Source organism: Belnapia sp., from assembly GCF_059504005.1.
In genome coordinates, this window is the sequence record NZ_JCACHU010000164.1 from 1 (window position 1) to 17,334 (window position 17,334).

The following is a 17,334-nucleotide window of genomic DNA, read 5'->3' on the forward strand; positions in this document are numbered from 1 at the left end:
TCCCGCCGATCCGATGTCCACACTGCCGGCGAAAGCTTAGGCCGCCGCCTGACTTTAGACTGCCCAGGTAGTGCTAATACGCCCGGCCTCATTGAGTGACCTGTGCCCATGGTCGTGATGCGATGGCGGTGATGCGTTCGGGCTGACTGGTGAACCAGTTCCAGGCCTCGGTGCATGCGTCGAGGATGTCGTCGTAGGTCTCGTAGACGCGGTTGGCGAGCTTGTTGGAGCGGAGGTAGGCCCAGACATTTTCCACCGGGTTCAACTCCGGCGCGTAGGGCGGCAGGCGGAGCGGGGTGACGTTGGCCGGTATGCGCAACTTGCCGCCGGTCTGATGCCAACCCGCGCCGTCCATGACGACGACTGCATGGGCACCTTGCGCGACCTGGCTGCTGATCTCGGCGAGGTGCAGGGACATGGTGCGGGCATTGGCGTTGGGCAATACGAGGCCGGCGCCAATGCCACGGGCCGGGCAAACGGCGCCGAAGAGGTAGGCCGAGGCATAGCGGCGATCCTTCGGCGCGGCCGGGCGCGAGCCGCGCGCCGCCCAGATGCGCGTCAGCGTGCCCTGCTGGCCAACCCTGGCCTCGTCCTGCCACCAGATCTCAAGCGGCTTGTCGCGCGCCTTGGATGGCAGGGCGGCGGTTACCAGGGCGGCGAAGTCGGCCTGAAAGACGCTTGTGCCGCAGCGTCATGCCCGGGGTGACGTGGCCGCACAACCAATCGGCGGAAGCCGAGGCGGCGCAGCACATGACCAACGCTCCGCTCGGCCAGCACAACGCCGAACCGCTCAGCAATGGCGCGCGCCAGATCAGCGCGGCGCCAGCGCACCACGCCGTCCTTTGTCGGATCAGGGCCACGGCGCACCCACTCCGCCACCTCCGCCTCCTGCTCGGACGACAGACGCCGCTTCGGCCCGGTCTCGCCCATCCGATCTCGTAAGCCCGCCAAGCCTTCGGCATTGTAGCGATGCACCCAATCGCGCAGCGTCTGCCGATCCATGCCCGCCGCACGGGCCGCTTCCGTCCGCGACTGCCCCTCCAGCACCAGCGCCAAGGCCAACATCCGCCGCGACGCCGCCGCGTCCCGTTCGCGTCCTGCCGCCCGACGCAGCCCCGCCGCGTCCAAATCCGTCCGGCTGATCGCCACTGCCGCCACTATCGCCGCCTCCGCTCACCCGCCAAAGCAGCGAAGCACCATCCCAGCCATATGGGACATCACCTACGAGTCAGCCATCTCGGCCGGGCGTATAATCGCACTTGCAGGGCCACTTGTTGTGCCTCCTGCGTCATCAGATCCAGCAGCGCCTCGGCATAGCGGAAGATGGTTTTGGCCTGTGTCCGATCCGTCGCCAGGATCAGGACGGATGCGCGCTCGCCAGGCGACAGGTTATCAGCCCATGGATGAAAGCAGCCCAAGTAGACGGCCAAGGCGGCTAGGGTCTGTGACCGGCCTCAGCGATGCGCAGGTTGATCGTGGTGGCGGCGAGATGGGCGAAGCCCATCCAGCTGCGACGTGTCTTGTCGCGTCGCAGGGCAATGCGGGCAAAGTCCTTGAGCCGCGAGAACAGGTTCTCGACGTGGTGCCGCCGGGTATACGGCACGGGATCCCATGCGGCTGGATCGATTATGCCCCGCTTGGGTGGGGTGTGGACAGTGCAGCCTTCGACGGCAAAGGCCGCACGGAGCGGCGCCGAGACGTAACCGCGGCCAAGCGCCGCGTCGCAGGCCGGGATGCCCGAAGCGGGCGCTGTGGCATAGCGCAGGTCCGAGTGGTGTCCGGGGCTGGCGATCAGCCGCAGGATGCGGCCTGCGCCATCGGCGCCGGCATGCAGCTTGGAGCAGAGCCCGCCACGGCTGCGACCGAGCGCCTCGGCAGCTGCCGTGCTGCCCGCCGCCCCGCTCGCGGCCCGGTGGGCCTTGCAGGTGGTACAGTCCAGCAGCAGCAGCCCGTCAGCGGGCAGGCTTGGGCGAAGCGCCTCGAAGATCATCTCCCACCAGCCACGCAGGCACCAACGCCGCCAGCGGCGATAGACGCTCGACCAGAGGCCCAAGCTCTCCGGCAAGTCACGCCAGGGCGCGCCGGTCCGGCCAATCCAGAGCGCCGCCTCGACGAAACGGCGCAGTGCCACGTCATCACGCTTCCAGATAAGGGGAACTTGCTGCATCACCAGCATCAGCGACACCCATTGGGTGTCGTCTAGGCTTGTCCTGGTCATGGCCGCGTTTCCTTGAAAGCCTCGAGACCTTCCAAGGTGGCGCGGCCAGAGACCGGATCGGAGCCAGACCAGTTAGCCAGACAGTCCGGTCACAGACCCTAGGTGGAAAAACTTCCCCGCCCTTCGGCCACAAGCCAGCCAGCCTTCTGATACCGGCACAGTTGGCGGATCGGCGCGACCGGTGCAGGCGCGATAAAGCTCCAGCTGCTCAGGAGACATCGGCAGCGCGAACATGGCGGCCAACCAAGTGCGCCAAGCCGTGTAGGTCGCCGGAGCGCGGAACCAACGGCGCCAGAGGTTCTCGTCGTCCATCGCGGCGAGGATGCTCATTGAGGCGCGCTGCGGTTTGGCCTTTGCGGGAAGCGAGGCGGCGTTGAGCGGCATCGGGAGGCGGCCTCCGTGGTGCTGGTGGCGACGAGGCACCTCATCTTAACTTGCGATAAGTCTCTTACCGCAAGTGATGCAGGGCTTGCCGCAATCGGGGCAAACCGCCAAAATCCAGGCCTGACCGGGGGCGGGCAGGGGAACCATGAGCGAGGCGATGCGTGAAGCGGCGGCTGAGGCCGGGCCGCCGGCGGTGATGACGGCCGAGCAAAGCAGGGACCTTGCCCCGGCAGGCGCCGCGGCGCTGGCCGCCGCCCAGGCCTATGCCCGCGAGGCGCTGGCGCCGGAGACACTCCGCGCGACCTTGTTGCAGCGATTTCCGGCCTGGGTGGCTTTGGGTAGGGTGAGGACGGGGCGAGACCCCTTCACCATGCCGGGCCAGCCCTCATGCCGTTCAAACTGAATGCTACTCGACGCCATCACATTCCGAAGCAGCGGCACCGGGTGACCAACTGGGCCGAGTACGACGCCGGCCTGCGAGCTCGCGGCAGCCTCACCATCTGGTTCACGCCGGAGGCGGTGGAGACCTGGAAGGCCGAGCCACGCACTGGCCGGGGCGGGCAGCTTTCGGATTTAGCCTTGGCTATTGCCACAGCCCTGACGCTGCGGGCGGTGTTCCGCCTGGCGCTGCGCCAAACCGAGGGGCTGATCGCCTCCGTCTTGCAGCTGCTCGGCCTCGACCTGCCGGTGCCGGACCATAGCACCCTGAGCCGTCGGGCCGAGGCGCTGGTGGTGGCGCGGCCGGAGGCAGGGAGCGCGCCGGTGCACCTGCTGGTGGACAGTACGGCGCTGAAGCTCTGTGGCTCGAGCGAGTGGCTGGAGGAGAAGCACGGCAGCAAGCGGCGCCGGGCTTGGCGGGTGCTGCACCTCGTCACTGACGCCGACACGGGCCATATCCTTGCCTCGGCGCTGACCGACAAGGATACCGACGACGGCTCGCAGGTCGGCCCGCTGCTCGACGAAGTCGATGGTCCCGTGGCGTCCTTCACTGGCGATGGCGCGTACGATAGAGGAGACGTCTACGCCGAAGTCGCGGCGGGGACTGTCTGATTTTCTGTGTATCGGGCCGTACGATGCTGCTGAGGGAGCCATCGCATGCCGAGACGCAAACAACCCCACATCCCGGATGAGTTGCTGGACCAGCTGCTGGCCGGGTCTGACGCCCGGGCCGCCTTGGCCGATGGCGGCCTGTTGGACGGGCTCAAGAAGGCCCTGGCCGAACGGGCGCTGAACGCCGAGCTGGACCACCACCTCGAGGGTGGCGAGCCGGACGGCCGGGCCAACAGCCGCAATGGCTATGGCGGCAAGACGGTGCTGACCGGCACCGGCCGGCTGGATCTGCAGGTACCGCGGGATCGGCTGTCGACCTTCGACCCGCAGCTGATCGCCAAGTATCAGCGCCGCTTTCCCGGCTTCGACGACAAGATCGTGTCGATGTACGCCAGGGGGATGAGCACCCGCGAGATCCAGGGGCATCTGCGCGAGTTGTACGGCATCGAGGTCTCGCCCGACCTGGTCAGCGCCGTCACCGACGCCGTGCTGGACGAGGTCGCCGAATGGCAGGACCGGCCACTCGAGGCTCTGTACCCGCTGGTCTTCCTGGATGCGCTCCGGGTCAAGGTCCGCGACGAGGGCACCGTTCGGAACAAGGCGGTGTATGTTGCCCTTGGCGTCCGCCCGGACGGCACCAAGGAGGTGCTGGGGCTGTGGATCGAGCAGACCGAGGGCGCCAAGTTCTGGCTCAGGGTCATGACGAGCTGCGGGACCGCGGCATCGAGGACATCCTCATCGCCGTGGTCGACGGGCTGAAGGGCTTTCCAGAGGCGATCGCCGCCGTGTTCCCACGGACCCAGGTGCAGGCCTGCATTGTCCACCTGCTGCGCACCTCGCTGGACTATGTCTCCTACAAGGACCGGCGCGCTGTCGCCGCAACCCTGCGGGAGGTCTACCGGGCGCGCAACGCCGATGCCGGGCAGGCTGCGCTCGAGGCGTTCGACGCGGGCCAGTGGGGCCGCAAATACCCCGTCATCGGCCAAACCTGGCGACGACACTGGCCGGAGGTGATCCCGTTCTATGCCTTTCCCGCCGATGTGCGCCGGATCATCTACACCACGAATTCCATAGAGGCTTTGCATGCCAAGCTGCGACGCGCCGTTCGCGCCCGCGGCCACTTCCCAACCGACGAGGCCGTGCTGAAGCTGCTGTTCCTCGTCTTGCGGCTCACCGCCAAGGAATGGAAGATGCCACAGAGGGAGTGGACCGCCGCCAAGGCCCAGTTCGCCATCCTCTTCGAGGACCGCTTTGCCATCACCTGATCATCGCGGCCCTACACGAAATTCCTGACAGTCCCTCGCGGCGCGCCATCCCGCTGCCACTGTCATCGTGCCGCCGCGCGCGAGTGGGGTGCCAAGCGACGCGGCCGAGACCACACCGACGCAGCGCGATGCGCATCTGCGATCCGGTGTTGGTGCACGACTGGCCGCAGGATGCAGTCGGCCAAGCCATTCCCTACGGCATCTATGAGACAAAAACGAACCGTGGCTTCGTCGTGATCGGCGACTGCTTCGACACACCACGCTTCGCGGTCGAGGCGATCAGCGACTGGTGGTGGCAGGATGGCCAGCGAGCCTTTCCCGATGCGGACCGCCTGCTGGTGCTGGCCGACGCTGGTGGCTCGAACAGCTGCCGCTCTCGGGTCTGGAAGGCGCAGATCCAGGAGCAGCTATGTGATGCTTTCGGGCTCGAGGTAACGGTTTGTCATTATCCAACCGGCTGCTCGAAGTGGAACCCCATTGAGCACCGCCTATTCAGCTTCATCAGCATCAACTGGGCCGGTGTGCCCCTGCGCAGCTTCGATCTTGCCCAGTCTCTGATTGCCGGAACCACGACCGCGGCGGGCCTGACCGTAACCGCCCACCTCAAGCGCGGCGGCAATGAGCAGGGTGAGGCCGTCTCCGACGCAGACATGCGGCGCCTGCTCCTCACCAGGCATACCACCTGCCCACAATGGAACTACACACTGTCGCCGCGACCCCAAACCGAGCTCGTGGCGAATTAAATTCCTGCCGTGCCCTAGGGGGAAGTCCAGTAACGCCTTGCCTATGCGCCCATTAAGGTTCAGAAAGGGCCCAAGGGAAAGCCTTAGAAATCACTGAATGTTAGGGTTCGCTGCTCAAGGAGAAGCGCAATATGGCTGAAGCTAACTCATTTCCAGGCTTTGATGAGGCTAGTTATCTTGCAGCAAATCCTGATGTGCGTGAAGCCGTTGTCACCGGCTCTATACCATCTGCCCTTGAGCACTACCGTTTGTGGGGACGATATGAAAATCGCCCAGGGGCTTTTGGAGCGGAGAACCCATCACCGAACGGCGTGACTGAAGGAATCCCTCCCGAAATTCTGCGTTTGCGGGTTGGTAGCACGAGTGCTCGTTTGCACGACATGATCGGGGCGACCGTTTGTAGCGATCTGCTCGCTGTTATGAGGCAGTACCAGATTAAGCTGACTCCCGAGACGCGCATGTTAGACTTTGGCTGCGGAAGCGGCCGCGTGGTTCGTCACTTAGCTGCGCAATGTCGGGCGCCGATCGATGCGTCCGATATCGATGCTGAAGCAATCGCGTGGGCTCAGGCCAACATGCCTGAGCTCGCCGCGTGGCACGTCAACTTGGAGTGGCCGCCGTTGCCGTTCGAGGATCGACGGTTCGACGTAGTTTATGCGACCTCTGTGTTCACGCATTTTCCAGAAGAAATGCAGTTCGCCTGGCTCGCGGAGTTGCGTCGTGTCGTCAAATCTGATGCATTATTGCTGCTAAGTGTCAGTGGATCATCGCTTATCCCGCCTAACAATCCAGATGCTGCGTCTTTCGCCAAAGACGGATTCTGTTTTGTTCGGGGCGTACCAACCTACGGCCTTCCGGATTATTACCGCGCTGCATTTCACAGCGAAGAGTATGTCCGTCGTGAATGGGGAAATTTCTTTCGGATTGAAGCCTATTTCAGCAAAGGGCTTAATCAGAACCAGGACCTTGTGATTGCTCGACCAAAGTAGAGAGCGGCCTGCTCGGCAGAGCCCGTTGGCGTAGCGCCGTCGGCCACGCAGCGAAGGCCGACAGCAGGCATTGCCAACTTGTGTGATTTTGGGTCGAGTTTGACCGCATGAGCGAGCGCGCCGAGGATCACGCTGCCCTCTGGGCACACGTCTCCTGCCAACATATCCAGAAAGCCTCGGCGCGGGCGCGCCGATACTGAGCGGCGGTCATGCGGTGGCGCCGTGGACGGAAGTGGCCGTAGATCATGGCGTGCGCTGAGAGAAACCGCTGGGCCTGCCGGGGTGACTTGAACCGTTACATCCGGCGCTCTCGCCGGCGCGTTGGACGATGGAATTTCTCGGCGCGGTTATTCAGGTATCGGCTGCTGCGGTGCCGCACGTCCGGCAGCACCTCGCGCTTCGCCACGTCGTAGCTGCGCAGGCCGTCGGCGACTATCCGCCTCGGCTGGTACTTCAGGCCGGCGAGTAGCCGCTTGAAGAAACGCTTGGCCGCGGTGGCGTTCCGCCGCCCCTGCACGAGGGTGTCGAGCACGACCCCGTTCTGGTCCACCGCCCGCCAGAGATAGTGCAGCACGCCGTTGATCCGCAGGTACACCTGATACTGTCGGCGAATTCGGCGGGTGGCCGCAGCGAACCACCTGTGCGCGCAATCAGGCCGGTCCACACCACCCAGACGGAGATGGCGCCAGCCTAACGTTTCCCGAATTAATCGATCGCAGCGCGCATTACCTCGCTCTTTTGACAGCTTCCTGATTTCGCCGACAGTATCTACACCTTATCCAAGTGCCAGACGTCGCCCGGCTTTGGCGGGCGGCGGCGCAGCTTCCGGGCGATGTCGCCGCCGAACTTCAGGCACCATTGCCGGATGCTCTCATGCGAGACGCCGATGCCATGCTCGGCCAGGATAATTTCCCCCTGCCGCAGGCTCAGGCCAAATACATGGTAAAGCCAGAGGGCGTGGCTGATGATCTCGGCCGGGAAGCGATACCCGGGGTAGGTGGTGAGCTCTGGCATCATCGTGCCAGCTTGGCCAAGCTGGGCCGTTCCGACCAGAGGCAGCCAAGTTGGCAATGCCCGCCGGATCGAGTAACGTCTCTCGCCATGCTCTTCAGTCCCGTGCAGCGCGCTGAGATGCCGCTTGACCAGTCTCCGCTTCGGAATGCGCTCGACAGTGTATTGCCGGCCGTTCAGCCTACGGGCAAGGGCGTCATGCTTCACCTGCGCGGCTGGTGCTATCTCCCTGATGCGACGTTGCGCAGCCTCGACGTCGTCATGGACGGCGTCGTCACACCCGTCCCGAACCACTCTTGGGCGCGGGCGGACGTCTTCGCAGAACATTGCCCGCCGAATGACCACAGCGGCAACAGCCTGCTCAGCGGCTTCGAGGCGTTCGTGCCGCTGCCGCCGGTTGCAGCTGAGCGAGAGGTGACGGTCACGCTTCGCGCGACGCCGACCGGCGGCAGGACTGTTGAGCGGTTCCTCGGCCGCATGGCCCTGCGCCCCGGGCACGGCGCCATGCCGGCGCCGGTGCAATGGCCCGAGACGGAAGGCCCGCGCGTCGCCATCTGCATGGCGACTTTCAATCCGCCGGTCGCGCTGTTCAGGAAGCAGATTACCTCGCTACAGGCGCAAACCCACCGCAACTGGATCTGCATCATCGTCGATGACTGCACCGAGCACGAGCATTACGAGCGGATCCGCTATCTGACGAAGGGCGACTCGCGCTTCGTCCTGTTTCAGAACCCGGCGCGGCGAAACTTCTACCGCAACTTCGAGGAAGCGCTGCGGCGCACGCCTGCTGACGCAGAGTTCGTCGCGCTCTGCGATCAGGACGATGTCTGGAGCCCGGACAAACTCGCTTCCCTGATAACCGGTTTCGAGACGGAGGACACGCAGCTCGTCTACAGCGATGCTCGCGTGGTTGACGAAGGCGGCGGAGTGCGTTCGGCGACCTTCTGGACCACGCGCCGGAACAACTACACCGACTTACCGACACTGATGGTGGCGAACACCATTACCGGCGCTGCGAGCATGTTCCGTGCCTCGCTGCTGCCGGACCTTCTGCCCTTTCCCGCAGCGATCGGTCCCACGTTCCACGATCACTGGATCGGTCTCACGGCATTGGTGAAAGGCCGGATCCGCTACATCGATCGGCCGCTTTATGATTACGTGCAGCATCGGGAAGGTGTGATCGGGCACAATTACCACGAGTGGCCGGGTTTTCTGGCCGCTGCGAAGGACGTGCTGCGCGCCGCGCCACGGCCGCGCGAGATGGCACGCCGCGCGGCGATGCAGCTCCGGCAGTCGGTCGACGATTATCAGTTCGTGCTTCAGAAGGTCATCCTGGCAAGGACGCTACTGCTCCGGCATGCGGGGGCGTCGCCGCCGAAGCGCGCGGCGCTTGAACGGTTCTCGCGGCTCGAAACCTCCTTCGGCGCCGCGCTCGCCGAGAGGATTGCGGCGACGCGGTCCGGGCGTGCAACACTGAACCTCGAGGGGATGTATCTCTGGTCGATCGCGGGCACTCGGCTGCGGAACTTCGCCTTCCGGCTCACGCGGCGCGACCTTGTGCGGCTGAGGGTCGAGCAGCCCGGCTCGCGCCTGCTTCAAGCAGTGATCGCCAGCGACTCACGTTCGACGAACGGGTCGGCCATTCCAATGGGTTCGCCAGCCCCCGCGCCTGCGCAGAACCGGGTGCAACGTGCAGGCACACCCGTGCTGGAGTTCGGCAGCACGCGGTGGATCAATCACAACATCTCGCCGCTGACCCTCGACATTTCGCCCGAGCACCCGAAGCGGGTGAACCTGCTCCTCGCCACCATCGACTTTCGCTATGTGTTCGGCGGCTACATCGGGATGTTCAATCTCGCCCTTCGCCTGAAAAGGGAGGGCTACACGGCGCGCATCATCCTGCACGAGCAGACCCACTGGAAGATGGACGATTGGCGCCGTGAGATCCAGAAGTACCCAGGCCTGACCACCCTGTTCGAGGAGATCGAGGTGATCTCCCGCTTCGATCGGAGCCTTCCGGTCGAGGTGAGCCCGAACGATCGCTTTGTCGCCACGAATTGCTGGGCAGCGCATATCGCGCACAACACGATACGTCAGCTCGGCAGCGAGCGCTTCCTATTCATGGTGCAGGAGTACGAACCCTACTTCCTGCCGATGAACTCCATCAGCGCGCTGTTCCAGCAGGCATATGCCTTCCCGCAGATCTCGCTTTTCTCGACCGAGCTCCTTCGCGACTTCTTCCGCCAGGAGCGGATTGGCGTTTATGCGTATCCTGACGGGTCCGCGAATGGCATCATATTCAATAACGCTATCCAGAAGTTCCGCCCAACGCGCGAGCAGCTGCAGCGCACCCGCCGCCGGTTGCTGTTCTATGCGCGGCCGGAGGAGCACGCAGCGCGCAACCTCTTCGAACTCGGCATGATCGCTCTCGCCCGACTGGTGCACGATCCCCGCGTCAACCTCGCAAACTGGTCCTTCCACGGGATCGGGTCGATCGATAGCAGCAACCTGCTGGAGCTCGCCCCTGGTATTCCCCTCGAACTCGTTCCGAAGACGAGCCTGCAGGAATACATCGACATGATGCCGAGCTTTGATGCCGGCCTGTCCCTGATGCTGACACCGCACCCGAGCCTGGTGCCGCTCGAGATGGCAGCGGCCGGCATGCTGGCGGTCACCAACACCTTCGCGAACAAGACGGTGGATCGGCTCCGCGCCATTTCCACAAACCTGATCGGCGTCGAGCCGACTTTGGACGCAATCCGCGAGGGGCTCGTCGACGCGATGCGGCGAGCGGACGACGTGGATGGCCGGCTGGCCGGCTCCCACGTCGCCTGGCCGAACGATTGGCAGGACGCCTTCCCGGAGGAAAGCATGCAAGTGATCCGCAGATTCCTCGGTGCCCCTTCTGGAACTGCGCTCCAGATGATGCAGGGCTAAGACGGGGAAAGCACATGACGCCGTCGGACAAGCCTTACGACCGGAGTTTCTTCGACCAGCAGTCGCAGCGGAGCCTTCAATCCGCGCAGGTCGTCCTCGGCCGCCTGCTGCCGCTGCTGCAACCTCGGCGAATGCTGGATGTTGGTTGCGGAGTCGGCGCTTGGCTGCGCGCGGCCCTTGACTTCGGCGTCGAAGAGGTAATCGGGATTGATGGCGATTACGTTGACCGTAGCGCGCTGCTGATCGACCACTCTCGCTTCATCCCGGGCGACCTCGCTAACCAGCAGCTTGCCCAGATGCTGGGCCCACATGCCGCACGCCGCTTCGACCTCGCCATCTGCATGGAAGTTGCGGAGCACCTACCGCATCACAGGGCAGCGACGCTGGTCAACGACCTCGTCGCTCTCAGCGATGTCGTGCTGTTCTCGGCGGCCGTACCGTTTCAGTACGGGACTAACCACATCAATGAACAGTGGCCGGAGTTCTGGGCCATTCTCTTTCGTGCCGCGGGGTATGCCTGCTTCGACCCGCTGCGTGCGGATCTCTGGGCCGATCCGCGGGTGGATTGGTGGTATGCGCAGAATACTCTCGTCTTCGCACGGGAAGGCAGCCCCACCGCGACCCTGCTGCCAGCGGGCACGCAAGCCGCTGGCAGGGGCCTCGCTCTTGTGCATCCACAGAACCTGCTTTCGAATCTTCTCGGCCTCCCGCGACGCTTCCGTCAGGACGCTTCTGCCGAGGAGTTTGCGGATTTCCTGAAGATTTCCGCAGCAAACCTCCGGATTGAGGCCGTAGTTCCACCGCTCACCGCAGTAGAGCGCGCTGCGCAGGCCGACCCGTCGTCGCGGAACGTGTTCCCCTGGACCCGCATCGAAGTCTACCAGCCCGAGGAGGAGCTCGCCGAAAGCGTACGGCTGTTGCAGGCCGCGGAGCGGGCAGGCGCCGAGCTGCGCCACGCGCTGACTGCCGAGCGTGCCGCGCGAGAAGCCGAGCGTGTGGCGCGGGCGAAGGACGAGATGGCGATGCGCGAGCGCCTGCAGACCCAGGCTGCCGCCCGTACCTATGCCGAGACAAGGTCGACAGAGCTGGACGCGGCGGTCGGCAAGATGCAGCGAAACGTCCGGGAACTCCGCCGCGAAAACGCTGCCCTACGCGAGGCCCTCGCCGCGGCCGAGGCGGCGCATGAGCAGGCTCTTGCCGCAGAGCACGCTGCGGCCGCGTCGCGTGCGGCCGCTCCGGCCTTTGCCGAACGCGCCGTCTCGCGTCTCCGCGCGGCAGGTCGCCGCCTGCCCGAGCCGGTGCGGCGCGCGGCCCGCATGCCGATCGGCCTCACCTTGCGGACACTGCGCGGGCCCATGGAGCCCGCTGCCGTGCCGCCGGCACATGCTGTTGCCGAGCCCTCTCCCGTGTCGGAACCGGGACCGGCACCTGTCCAGCCAAACGTGGCGAAGGCGCCGATCAAGCGTTATGGCGAGCTGATCGGTGAGGTGGATTGGTGGGCGATCGACGCCGCAGTCGGGCGCCTGCGGCATTTCCCGCTTTTCGACCCCGAAGACTATCTGCGCCGGAATGAGGATGTCGCTGCAGCAGGTGCCGATCCGCACCAGCACTTCATCCAGTCCGGCGCGCTGGAGGGCCGCGGCAGGGTGGATCCGGAGGAGCTGGCGCGCGTGATGAGCGGCTTCCGGCTGTTTGACCATGCAGCCCGGTCGCTCGTGGATCCCGAAGAGGATCCCCAGGATCTGGGCCGCCTCGTCGCGGAGACTGGGAAGGTTGGCATCTATGTCAGTTCGCAGGGCAATGTGTTCATGGAGGAGATCGCCGAAGACCTGGCGGCCGACCTCACGTCGGTCGGCGTAGACGTGGCGCTGCTGGACGAAAGATCGGATACGGAGGCGCGCCCGCCCATCTGCCTGTTTGTGGCGCCGCACGAGTTTTTCGTGCTCGGTCGCGGTCGTGAATGGGTGCGCGACGACATCATCTCCAAGGGGTTCATGTTCGGCACCGAGCAGGTGCAGACGACCTGGTTCCACCTCGCGCTGCCCTTCGTGCTGATGTCCCGTGGCGTTCTCGACATCTGCGCCCAAACAGCGGACCTCTTCGCGCGCACCGGGGTGGGCGCGCTTCATGTCCTGCCGGGCGCACAGCTTCGCCGTTTCGTCCTGACGGAGCGCGACCGGCAGCATCCGCTCGCCCGCGTGCTGCCGCGGGCGGCGTCGGAGACGCCCGATCCGCGGCGAGGCTTCGCCGACCGACCAATCGACATCTGCTTCTTCGGCAATTCCAGCCCGCGCCGGGACACCTTCTTCGCACGCAACGCGGGCTTTCTCGCGGAGTACGAGACGTTCAACTACTGCCGACGCCCCGGGCGGGGGCCGATCCTGGGCGGCAGCGACGACGGCACGCTCACTCGCCTGGCTGGCCATGTCTCGGCCCACAGCAAGGTCACCCTGAACATTCATCGAGAGGAGTTCGGCTACTTCGAATGGCACCGCATGGTACGCCTTGGCATGTGCTCGGGTAGCGTCGTCGTCTCAGACCCCTGCCTTCCTAATCCGAACTTCGTCGCGGGCGAACACTATTTCCAGGAATCCATACGCCACATCCCGGACCTGCTGGAGTGGCTGCTGCGCACGCCGGACGGCCAGCGCGAGGCAGCGCGGGTGCAGCGCAACGTGCACGGGCTCCTCGTCGACGCGCTCTCGCCACGGCGCGCCGTAGCCAAGCTGCTGCGCTTTTTCGCCTCCCACCGGGTGGAAGTGGACCCGGCCAAGACGGTACCTGCCACATGATCCGGTCACCGGAGGTGGAATCGGTGCTGGACACCACGCTGCGACAGGAGGTCGCGCCGTCGCTCGTGACGGTCGCGGTCAGCCTCTATAATTATGCGCGCTTCCTGCCGGGCTGCCTCGGCTCGATCGCCGTGCAGCGACACTCCGAGCTCGAGCTGGTCGTGGTGGATGATGCCTCGATGGAGGACGATTCCATCGACGTGGCGCTTCGCTGGATGGAGGCGAACCAGGACCGTTTCGCGCGGATCTGCCTGCTCCGTCACAGGCGCAATCAGGGCCTTGCCCAGGCGCGGAACACCGCCTTTTCTCATGCGCGCGGAAGCCATGTCTTCGTGATCGACGCCGACAACGAGATCTATCCCCGCGCAGTTGGCCGCCTGCTCGAGGCGATCGAGACCAGCGGCGCGGCCGCGGCCTATTCGCAGCAGGAGATCTTCGGAGACCGCCGCGCGCTCGGCCTTGCCGATGTCTGGCAGCCGCAATGGCTTCGGCACGGGAACTACGTCGACGCGATGGCCCTGGTGTCACGGTCTGCATGGCACGACGTCGGCGGCTTCGACCACATCGAGGGCGGGTGGGAGGATTACGACTTCTGGTGCAAGTTCATCGAGCAGGGCTACTTCGCCGCCTTCGTGCCCGAAATTCTCTGTCGCTATCGCCGGCACGGGACCTCGATGCTGCGGACAGAGACAGCACGGTCCTATGACGCCCTGTTCACCGAGATGACCTTTCGGCATCCCTGGATGCGGCTTGCGCCGATTCCGTTGGAAGATCGGAAAGGCTGAGTGCCGGCGATTACTCGTGACGCCGAGATCGACCCGGGATGAGAGACGCGCTGCCCGATGCGCTGGCGGCGAGCATCGCCTTCCGCCGGACATCGTCCGATGCAATCGTCCAGGAAGCCAGCCTGGAGATGCCTCTGGGCTATGCGCCAGCGGCGCCGGAACATCCGCCCTCCATCGCGGTCGTGCTGCACGCCTTCCATCTGGACCTGCTGCCCGAGATCGCGGCGTATCTCGATCACATCCCGTTCGCGGCCGACCTGTTCGTCAGCACGGTGTCCGAAGCGGCACGATCGGAGGCAGCGGACCGCCTGGCGGGCTGGCGTCGGGGCGGCCTCGAGATCCGCGTGTTCCCCAACCGTGGCCGCGACATCGCGCCGAAGCTCGTTGGCTTCGTCGATGTGTATGAGCGCTACGAGTACGTGCTTCACCTCCACACGAAGATGTCCTCGCACCAAAGCGAGCTCGCCGGATGGCGCGGCTACATCCTTGAGACGTTGCTCGGCTCGCCCGACGTCGTGCGCGGCGTGTTCGAGGCGTTCCGGCAGGCGCCCTGGCTCGGCATCCTGGCGCCGCAGCACATCGACATGCTGCGGCCCTGGATTGGCTGGGGCATCAATCTGCCCCACGCCAAAGCCCTCGCGGCGCGCATGGGACTGGAGCTGTCCGAAGCGGCGCCGATCGATTTCCCGTCCGGCTCCATGTTCTGGGCGCGCAGCGCAGCGCTGCGCCGGATCACGGGGCTCGGCCTCCGTTTCGAAGATTTCCCGGCCGAGGAAGGCCAGACCGACGGCACGCCGGCCCACGCCATCGAGCGTCTCTACTTCCTGGCCTGCGAGGCCGCGGGCTTTGGCTGGATGAAGATTGCCGCGCGCGGCCAGCTCTTTGACCAGCATGCGGTGACGGCGATCACGCGCCCGGTGAGCCTGGCGCCCTTCCTCTCGCGCTGCTCCGTTCGGCTCACGTCGTGGCAGGGCGAGGCAGAGAGATACAGGAGTGACCCTGGCCGTAGCACGCCGTATCCGAGCCCGCGCCGCGTATCTAACATCCTCTGGCGTCGCATGCTGGGAACGGGATTGCCGCTCAGGGCAAGGCGGCGCGTCGCATTGGTCCTGCCGCGCGAAGCCGGGCAGGACCTTCTTCGCTCCGCGCGGCGCGCGCTGGAGCGCCTTCCACCGCACGCATGCGGCGTGCTGCTGACGATGCCGGGTTCAGCCAGGAGCACGACGGACAGCCGGAACGAGGCACTGCGGACGGCGCGTGATATCGAGCCGGACATGGTGGTTCTTGTGCGGAGACCCGGGCTGCTGCATCCGGATTCCCTGGCGGCGCTGGTCGAGATGTCGGAAGCGCAGGGTGGCGTAGCCATGCTTGCGGCGCGCTGCTTCCCCGCGCTTACCGCTGACGCGAATCCGATCACAGGCTTCACCATGTCGGCAGCGACCGGCCCCGTGATTGCGATTCCGCGTGCAATCGTCGAGCGGCTCGGGGGGTTCGACGAACGGCTTCGGGGCTACCACGCAGACCTGGATTTTTCCTGGCGTGCCACGGCGCATGGTTTCGCCATCCGTTGCTGTCCGCGAGCGTTGTTCCTCGCCGCGCCGGAAGATTTGCTTACGGATCCTGCCAGTGGCGTTCTGCTCGCCGAGAAATGGGGGAACGCCACGGCGAGAGGGCATTTCGTTGGTTTGCTGGCGGAAGCAGGTCAGGCCGTACCATCTCCGCACCCCGAGCCGGTCTCAGCAGATTGGCGGCGTCTCGCGGACTTCGCGGCTCATCTGGGGGGGGCCGCCTGATGACGGAGGGCGGCAGGCTGCGCGGCCTCGATGTGGTCATCCGTTTTACCGATCTCGGCCACCTGCCACGGCTTGAACAATGCGTCTTCGCGCTGCTCGGCCAAGTGATGGAGGATGGGGCGGGCAGGTCGGCGCTCATCCCGATGCAGATACATGTCATCCTGCCGCGCTTTTCCTTCGCGGAGGTTCAGACGGTGCGGTCCGCGCTGCAGCCGCTCCGTGGCCTGTCGGATGCAGTCAGCATCACTCTGCACAATTGGGACTACCCCGAGCCACATGACCTGCGTGTGCCGATGCTCAATCTCGGGCTCGAGCGCGTTACGGGGCGGTATGTCGCGTGCCTGGAGGTCGGTGACCTGCTGCGTCCCGACGCCTGTATGCACCTGCTTACACGGCTGCAGGAGAGCAAGGCGGCCCTCGCGCTAGGCACGTTGGCAGAGCAGTACGTGGAATGGTGGGGCGACGTGATCCTGCCACTCCCCGTGGCCGATCGGCGGCAACAGGGCGATGGGCCTGCTGCACCAGCCTTCCTGCTTGACCGCACACGGGTTGCGCTGCCGGATCTGGTGTTCCAGGTCGCCCGGCCGGAGGCAGCAATTGAAGTGTTCTTGGAGCGCATGCGCGAACGGTACAGCGTCGATGTGGAGTGCCCGCCAGCCCGCCTTGGCTTCCGGCAGATCCTACGTGACCGGTGACGCACCAGCGCCGGCCGGAAGCGCACCCGTCGCCGTGCTCTGAGTCAGGGCTGCCGAAGGTTTTGCTGCGAAATTTGGTGCTGGTGCATGGAGGTGGAGGAGGCAACTGCATCTGCTGCGCGCTAACCATGTCATGCCGTGCGGATGGAGACCGGCTTCGCAACCCGGATCATGCGGTTGAGCACTTCAGCCGCGATGGCAGCGTGTTGCACCGATCGACGGATCGGGCACATCGAGCCCGACCGAGGTTTCTGGTCATGCGATGCGGACGTACTCCGGGCGACCGAGCTCAAGCATGCGGTTCAGCGCCTCGGCAGCGACGGCCACCTCGGTGCGCTGTCGCCCGTCAGTTTGCGAACGCAGGCCATCGCCGATGACGCGCTTCCATCGTGAGATGTCAGACTCCACCAGAGCTCGGTGGTTGTACCCCGATGCTTTTTGCCAGCCCATGCGGCCGCGCTCAGTGATGAGTTGCAGGTGTCGATCGCGCTGGGTCGGCGCTGTTCCAGCCGTGTCGCTCGGCACGGCGTTTGAGCGAGGCGGGATGATGACATCGGCATCCGGATGCCGTGTAGCGACCCCAGCGTAGACGTCGTCCCTGTCGTACGCACCGTCACCGCTTTGTTGCAGCGGTCGGCGGCTTGAGCCGCTTCGGGTAGGATAAGGCCGGGG

Annotated in this window: 16 protein-coding genes and 1 pseudogene; 10 read left to right on the forward strand and 7 right to left on the reverse strand. The window is 65.3% G+C overall.

The window, feature by feature from the left end; genetic code table 11:
- Window positions 1-88 precede the first annotated feature (88 nt).
- The 4 genes from AC5JJ1_RS25425 to AC5JJ1_RS25440 form a co-directional block, all read right to left on the reverse strand.
- Window positions 89-1,158 (reverse strand): IS630 family transposase gene (locus AC5JJ1_RS25425; protein WP_495787916.1). Its coding sequence is split into 2 segments (ribosomal slippage): window positions 89-666 and window positions 666-1,158, totalling 1,071 coding nucleotides; the frame shifts between segments, so codons are not numbered across the junction.
- 59 nt (window positions 1,159-1,217) lie between these two features.
- Window positions 1,218-1,430, reverse strand: a complete 213-nt coding sequence (locus AC5JJ1_RS25430) for a hypothetical protein (RefSeq protein WP_495787917.1) — start codon at window positions 1,428-1,430, stop codon at window positions 1,218-1,220.
- Window positions 1,431-1,435: 5 nt separating this feature from the next.
- Window positions 1,436-2,218, reverse strand: a complete 783-nt coding sequence (locus AC5JJ1_RS25435) for an IS5 family transposase (protein WP_495787918.1) — start codon at window positions 2,216-2,218, stop codon at window positions 1,436-1,438.
- 72 nt (window positions 2,219-2,290) lie between these two features.
- On the reverse strand, window positions 2,291-2,602 hold the full coding sequence (locus AC5JJ1_RS25440; RefSeq protein ID WP_495787919.1) for a hypothetical protein: 312 nt from the start codon (window positions 2,600-2,602) through the stop codon (window positions 2,291-2,293).
- A gap of 145 nt (window positions 2,603-2,747) precedes the next feature.
- Between AC5JJ1_RS25440 and AC5JJ1_RS25445 the strand changes: the two genes are divergently transcribed.
- The 5 genes and pseudogenes from AC5JJ1_RS25445 to AC5JJ1_RS25465 all read left to right on the forward strand — a co-directional run bounded on the left by AC5JJ1_RS25445 (window position 2,748) and on the right by AC5JJ1_RS25465 (window position 6,649).
- Window positions 2,748-3,005: a hypothetical protein gene (locus tag AC5JJ1_RS25445; RefSeq protein ID WP_495787920.1), complete on the forward strand. Its 258-nt coding sequence runs from the start codon at window positions 2,748-2,750 to the stop codon at window positions 3,003-3,005.
- The gene (locus AC5JJ1_RS25450; RefSeq protein WP_495787921.1) at window positions 2,990-3,652 is read left to right on the forward strand and encodes an IS5 family transposase; all 663 of its coding nucleotides are present in this window, start codon (window positions 2,990-2,992) and stop codon (window positions 3,650-3,652) included. Before AC5JJ1_RS25445 ends, AC5JJ1_RS25450 begins: the two co-directional genes overlap by 16 nt.
- Before the next feature lie 45 nt (window positions 3,653-3,697).
- Window positions 3,698-4,917: pseudogene (locus tag AC5JJ1_RS25455) on the forward strand (IS256 family transposase).
- 128 nt (window positions 4,918-5,045) lie between these two features.
- Window positions 5,046-5,660: an ISAzo13 family transposase gene (locus AC5JJ1_RS25460; protein ID WP_495787922.1), complete on the forward strand. Its 615-nt coding sequence runs from the start codon at window positions 5,046-5,048 to the stop codon at window positions 5,658-5,660.
- A gap of 131 nt (window positions 5,661-5,791) precedes the next feature.
- Entirely contained in the window at window positions 5,792-6,649 is an 858-nt protein-coding gene (locus AC5JJ1_RS25465) for a class I SAM-dependent methyltransferase (RefSeq protein ID WP_495787923.1), read from the forward strand.
- A 295-nt stretch (window positions 6,650-6,944) separates the two neighbouring features.
- Here AC5JJ1_RS25465 and AC5JJ1_RS25470 read toward each other — a convergent pair whose 3' ends face one another.
- Complete coding sequence (locus AC5JJ1_RS25470; RefSeq protein WP_495787924.1) at window positions 6,945-7,244, reverse strand: DDE-type integrase/transposase/recombinase; 300 nt, start codon at window positions 7,242-7,244, stop codon at window positions 6,945-6,947.
- Between the two features lie 173 nt (window positions 7,245-7,417).
- The gene (locus AC5JJ1_RS25475; RefSeq protein WP_495787925.1) at window positions 7,418-7,867 is read right to left on the reverse strand and encodes a hypothetical protein; all 450 of its coding nucleotides are present in this window, start codon (window positions 7,865-7,867) and stop codon (window positions 7,418-7,420) included.
- On the opposite strand from AC5JJ1_RS25475, the gene AC5JJ1_RS25480 reads away from it, so the two are divergent.
- Genes AC5JJ1_RS25480 through AC5JJ1_RS25500 form a run of 5 tightly spaced genes read left to right on the forward strand, consistent with a single transcriptional unit; the run spans window position 7,859 to window position 16,662 of the window.
- Window positions 7,859-10,597 (forward strand): rhamnosyltransferase WsaF family glycosyltransferase, encoded by a 2,739-nt coding sequence (locus AC5JJ1_RS25480; protein ID WP_495787926.1) that lies wholly within the window; start codon window positions 7,859-7,861, stop codon window positions 10,595-10,597. The two genes, AC5JJ1_RS25475 and AC5JJ1_RS25480, sit on opposite strands and share 9 nt — an antisense overlap.
- A gap of 14 nt (window positions 10,598-10,611) precedes the next feature.
- Window positions 10,612-13,389 carry a methyltransferase domain-containing protein gene (locus tag AC5JJ1_RS25485; RefSeq protein WP_495787927.1) on the forward strand — a complete coding sequence of 926 codons (2,778 nt, stop codon included), beginning with the start codon at window positions 10,612-10,614 and terminating at the stop codon, window positions 13,387-13,389.
- 14 nt (window positions 13,390-13,403) lie between these two features.
- Window positions 13,404-14,174 (forward strand): glycosyltransferase family 2 protein, encoded by a 771-nt coding sequence (locus AC5JJ1_RS25490; RefSeq protein ID WP_495787928.1) that lies wholly within the window; start codon window positions 13,404-13,406, stop codon window positions 14,172-14,174.
- Window positions 14,175-14,212: 38 nt separating this feature from the next.
- Window positions 14,213-15,967, forward strand: a complete 1,755-nt coding sequence (locus AC5JJ1_RS25495) for a rhamnan synthesis F family protein (protein WP_495787929.1) — start codon at window positions 14,213-14,215, stop codon at window positions 15,965-15,967.
- Window positions 15,967-16,662 (forward strand): hypothetical protein, encoded by a 696-nt coding sequence (locus AC5JJ1_RS25500; protein WP_495787930.1) that lies wholly within the window; start codon window positions 15,967-15,969, stop codon window positions 16,660-16,662. The genes AC5JJ1_RS25495 and AC5JJ1_RS25500 overlap by 1 nt, the downstream gene beginning before the upstream one ends.
- Window positions 16,663-16,917: 255 nt before the next feature.
- Here AC5JJ1_RS25500 and AC5JJ1_RS25505 read toward each other — a convergent pair.
- On the reverse strand, window positions 16,918-17,334 hold a 417-nt coding region (locus AC5JJ1_RS25505), incomplete at its 5' end, for a transposase (protein ID WP_495787931.1).

Bases quoted from the DNA above. Each gene is read 5' to 3' on its own strand.
- AC5JJ1_RS25435 (WP_495787918.1), bottom strand. From the start codon at position 2,218: ATGACCAGGACAAGCCTAGACGACACCCAATGGGTGTCGCTGATGCTG.
- AC5JJ1_RS25440 (WP_495787919.1), bottom strand. From the start codon at position 2,602: ATGCCGCTCAACGCCGCCTCGCTTCCCGCAAAGGCCAAACCGCAGCGC.
- AC5JJ1_RS25445 (WP_495787920.1), top strand. From the start codon at position 2,748: ATGAGCGAGGCGATGCGTGAAGCGGCGGCTGAGGCCGGGCCGCCGGCG.
- AC5JJ1_RS25450 (WP_495787921.1), top strand. From the start codon at position 2,990: ATGCCGTTCAAACTGAATGCTACTCGACGCCATCACATTCCGAAGCAG.
- AC5JJ1_RS25460 (WP_495787922.1), top strand. From the start codon at position 5,046: ATGCGCATCTGCGATCCGGTGTTGGTGCACGACTGGCCGCAGGATGCA.
- AC5JJ1_RS25465 (WP_495787923.1), top strand. From the start codon at position 5,792: ATGGCTGAAGCTAACTCATTTCCAGGCTTTGATGAGGCTAGTTATCTT.
- AC5JJ1_RS25480 (WP_495787926.1), top strand. From the start codon at position 7,859: ATGCTTCACCTGCGCGGCTGGTGCTATCTCCCTGATGCGACGTTGCGC.
- AC5JJ1_RS25485 (WP_495787927.1), top strand. From the start codon at position 10,612: ATGACGCCGTCGGACAAGCCTTACGACCGGAGTTTCTTCGACCAGCAG.
- AC5JJ1_RS25495 (WP_495787929.1), top strand. From the start codon at position 14,213: ATGAGAGACGCGCTGCCCGATGCGCTGGCGGCGAGCATCGCCTTCCGC.
- AC5JJ1_RS25500 (WP_495787930.1), top strand. From the start codon at position 15,967: ATGACGGAGGGCGGCAGGCTGCGCGGCCTCGATGTGGTCATCCGTTTT.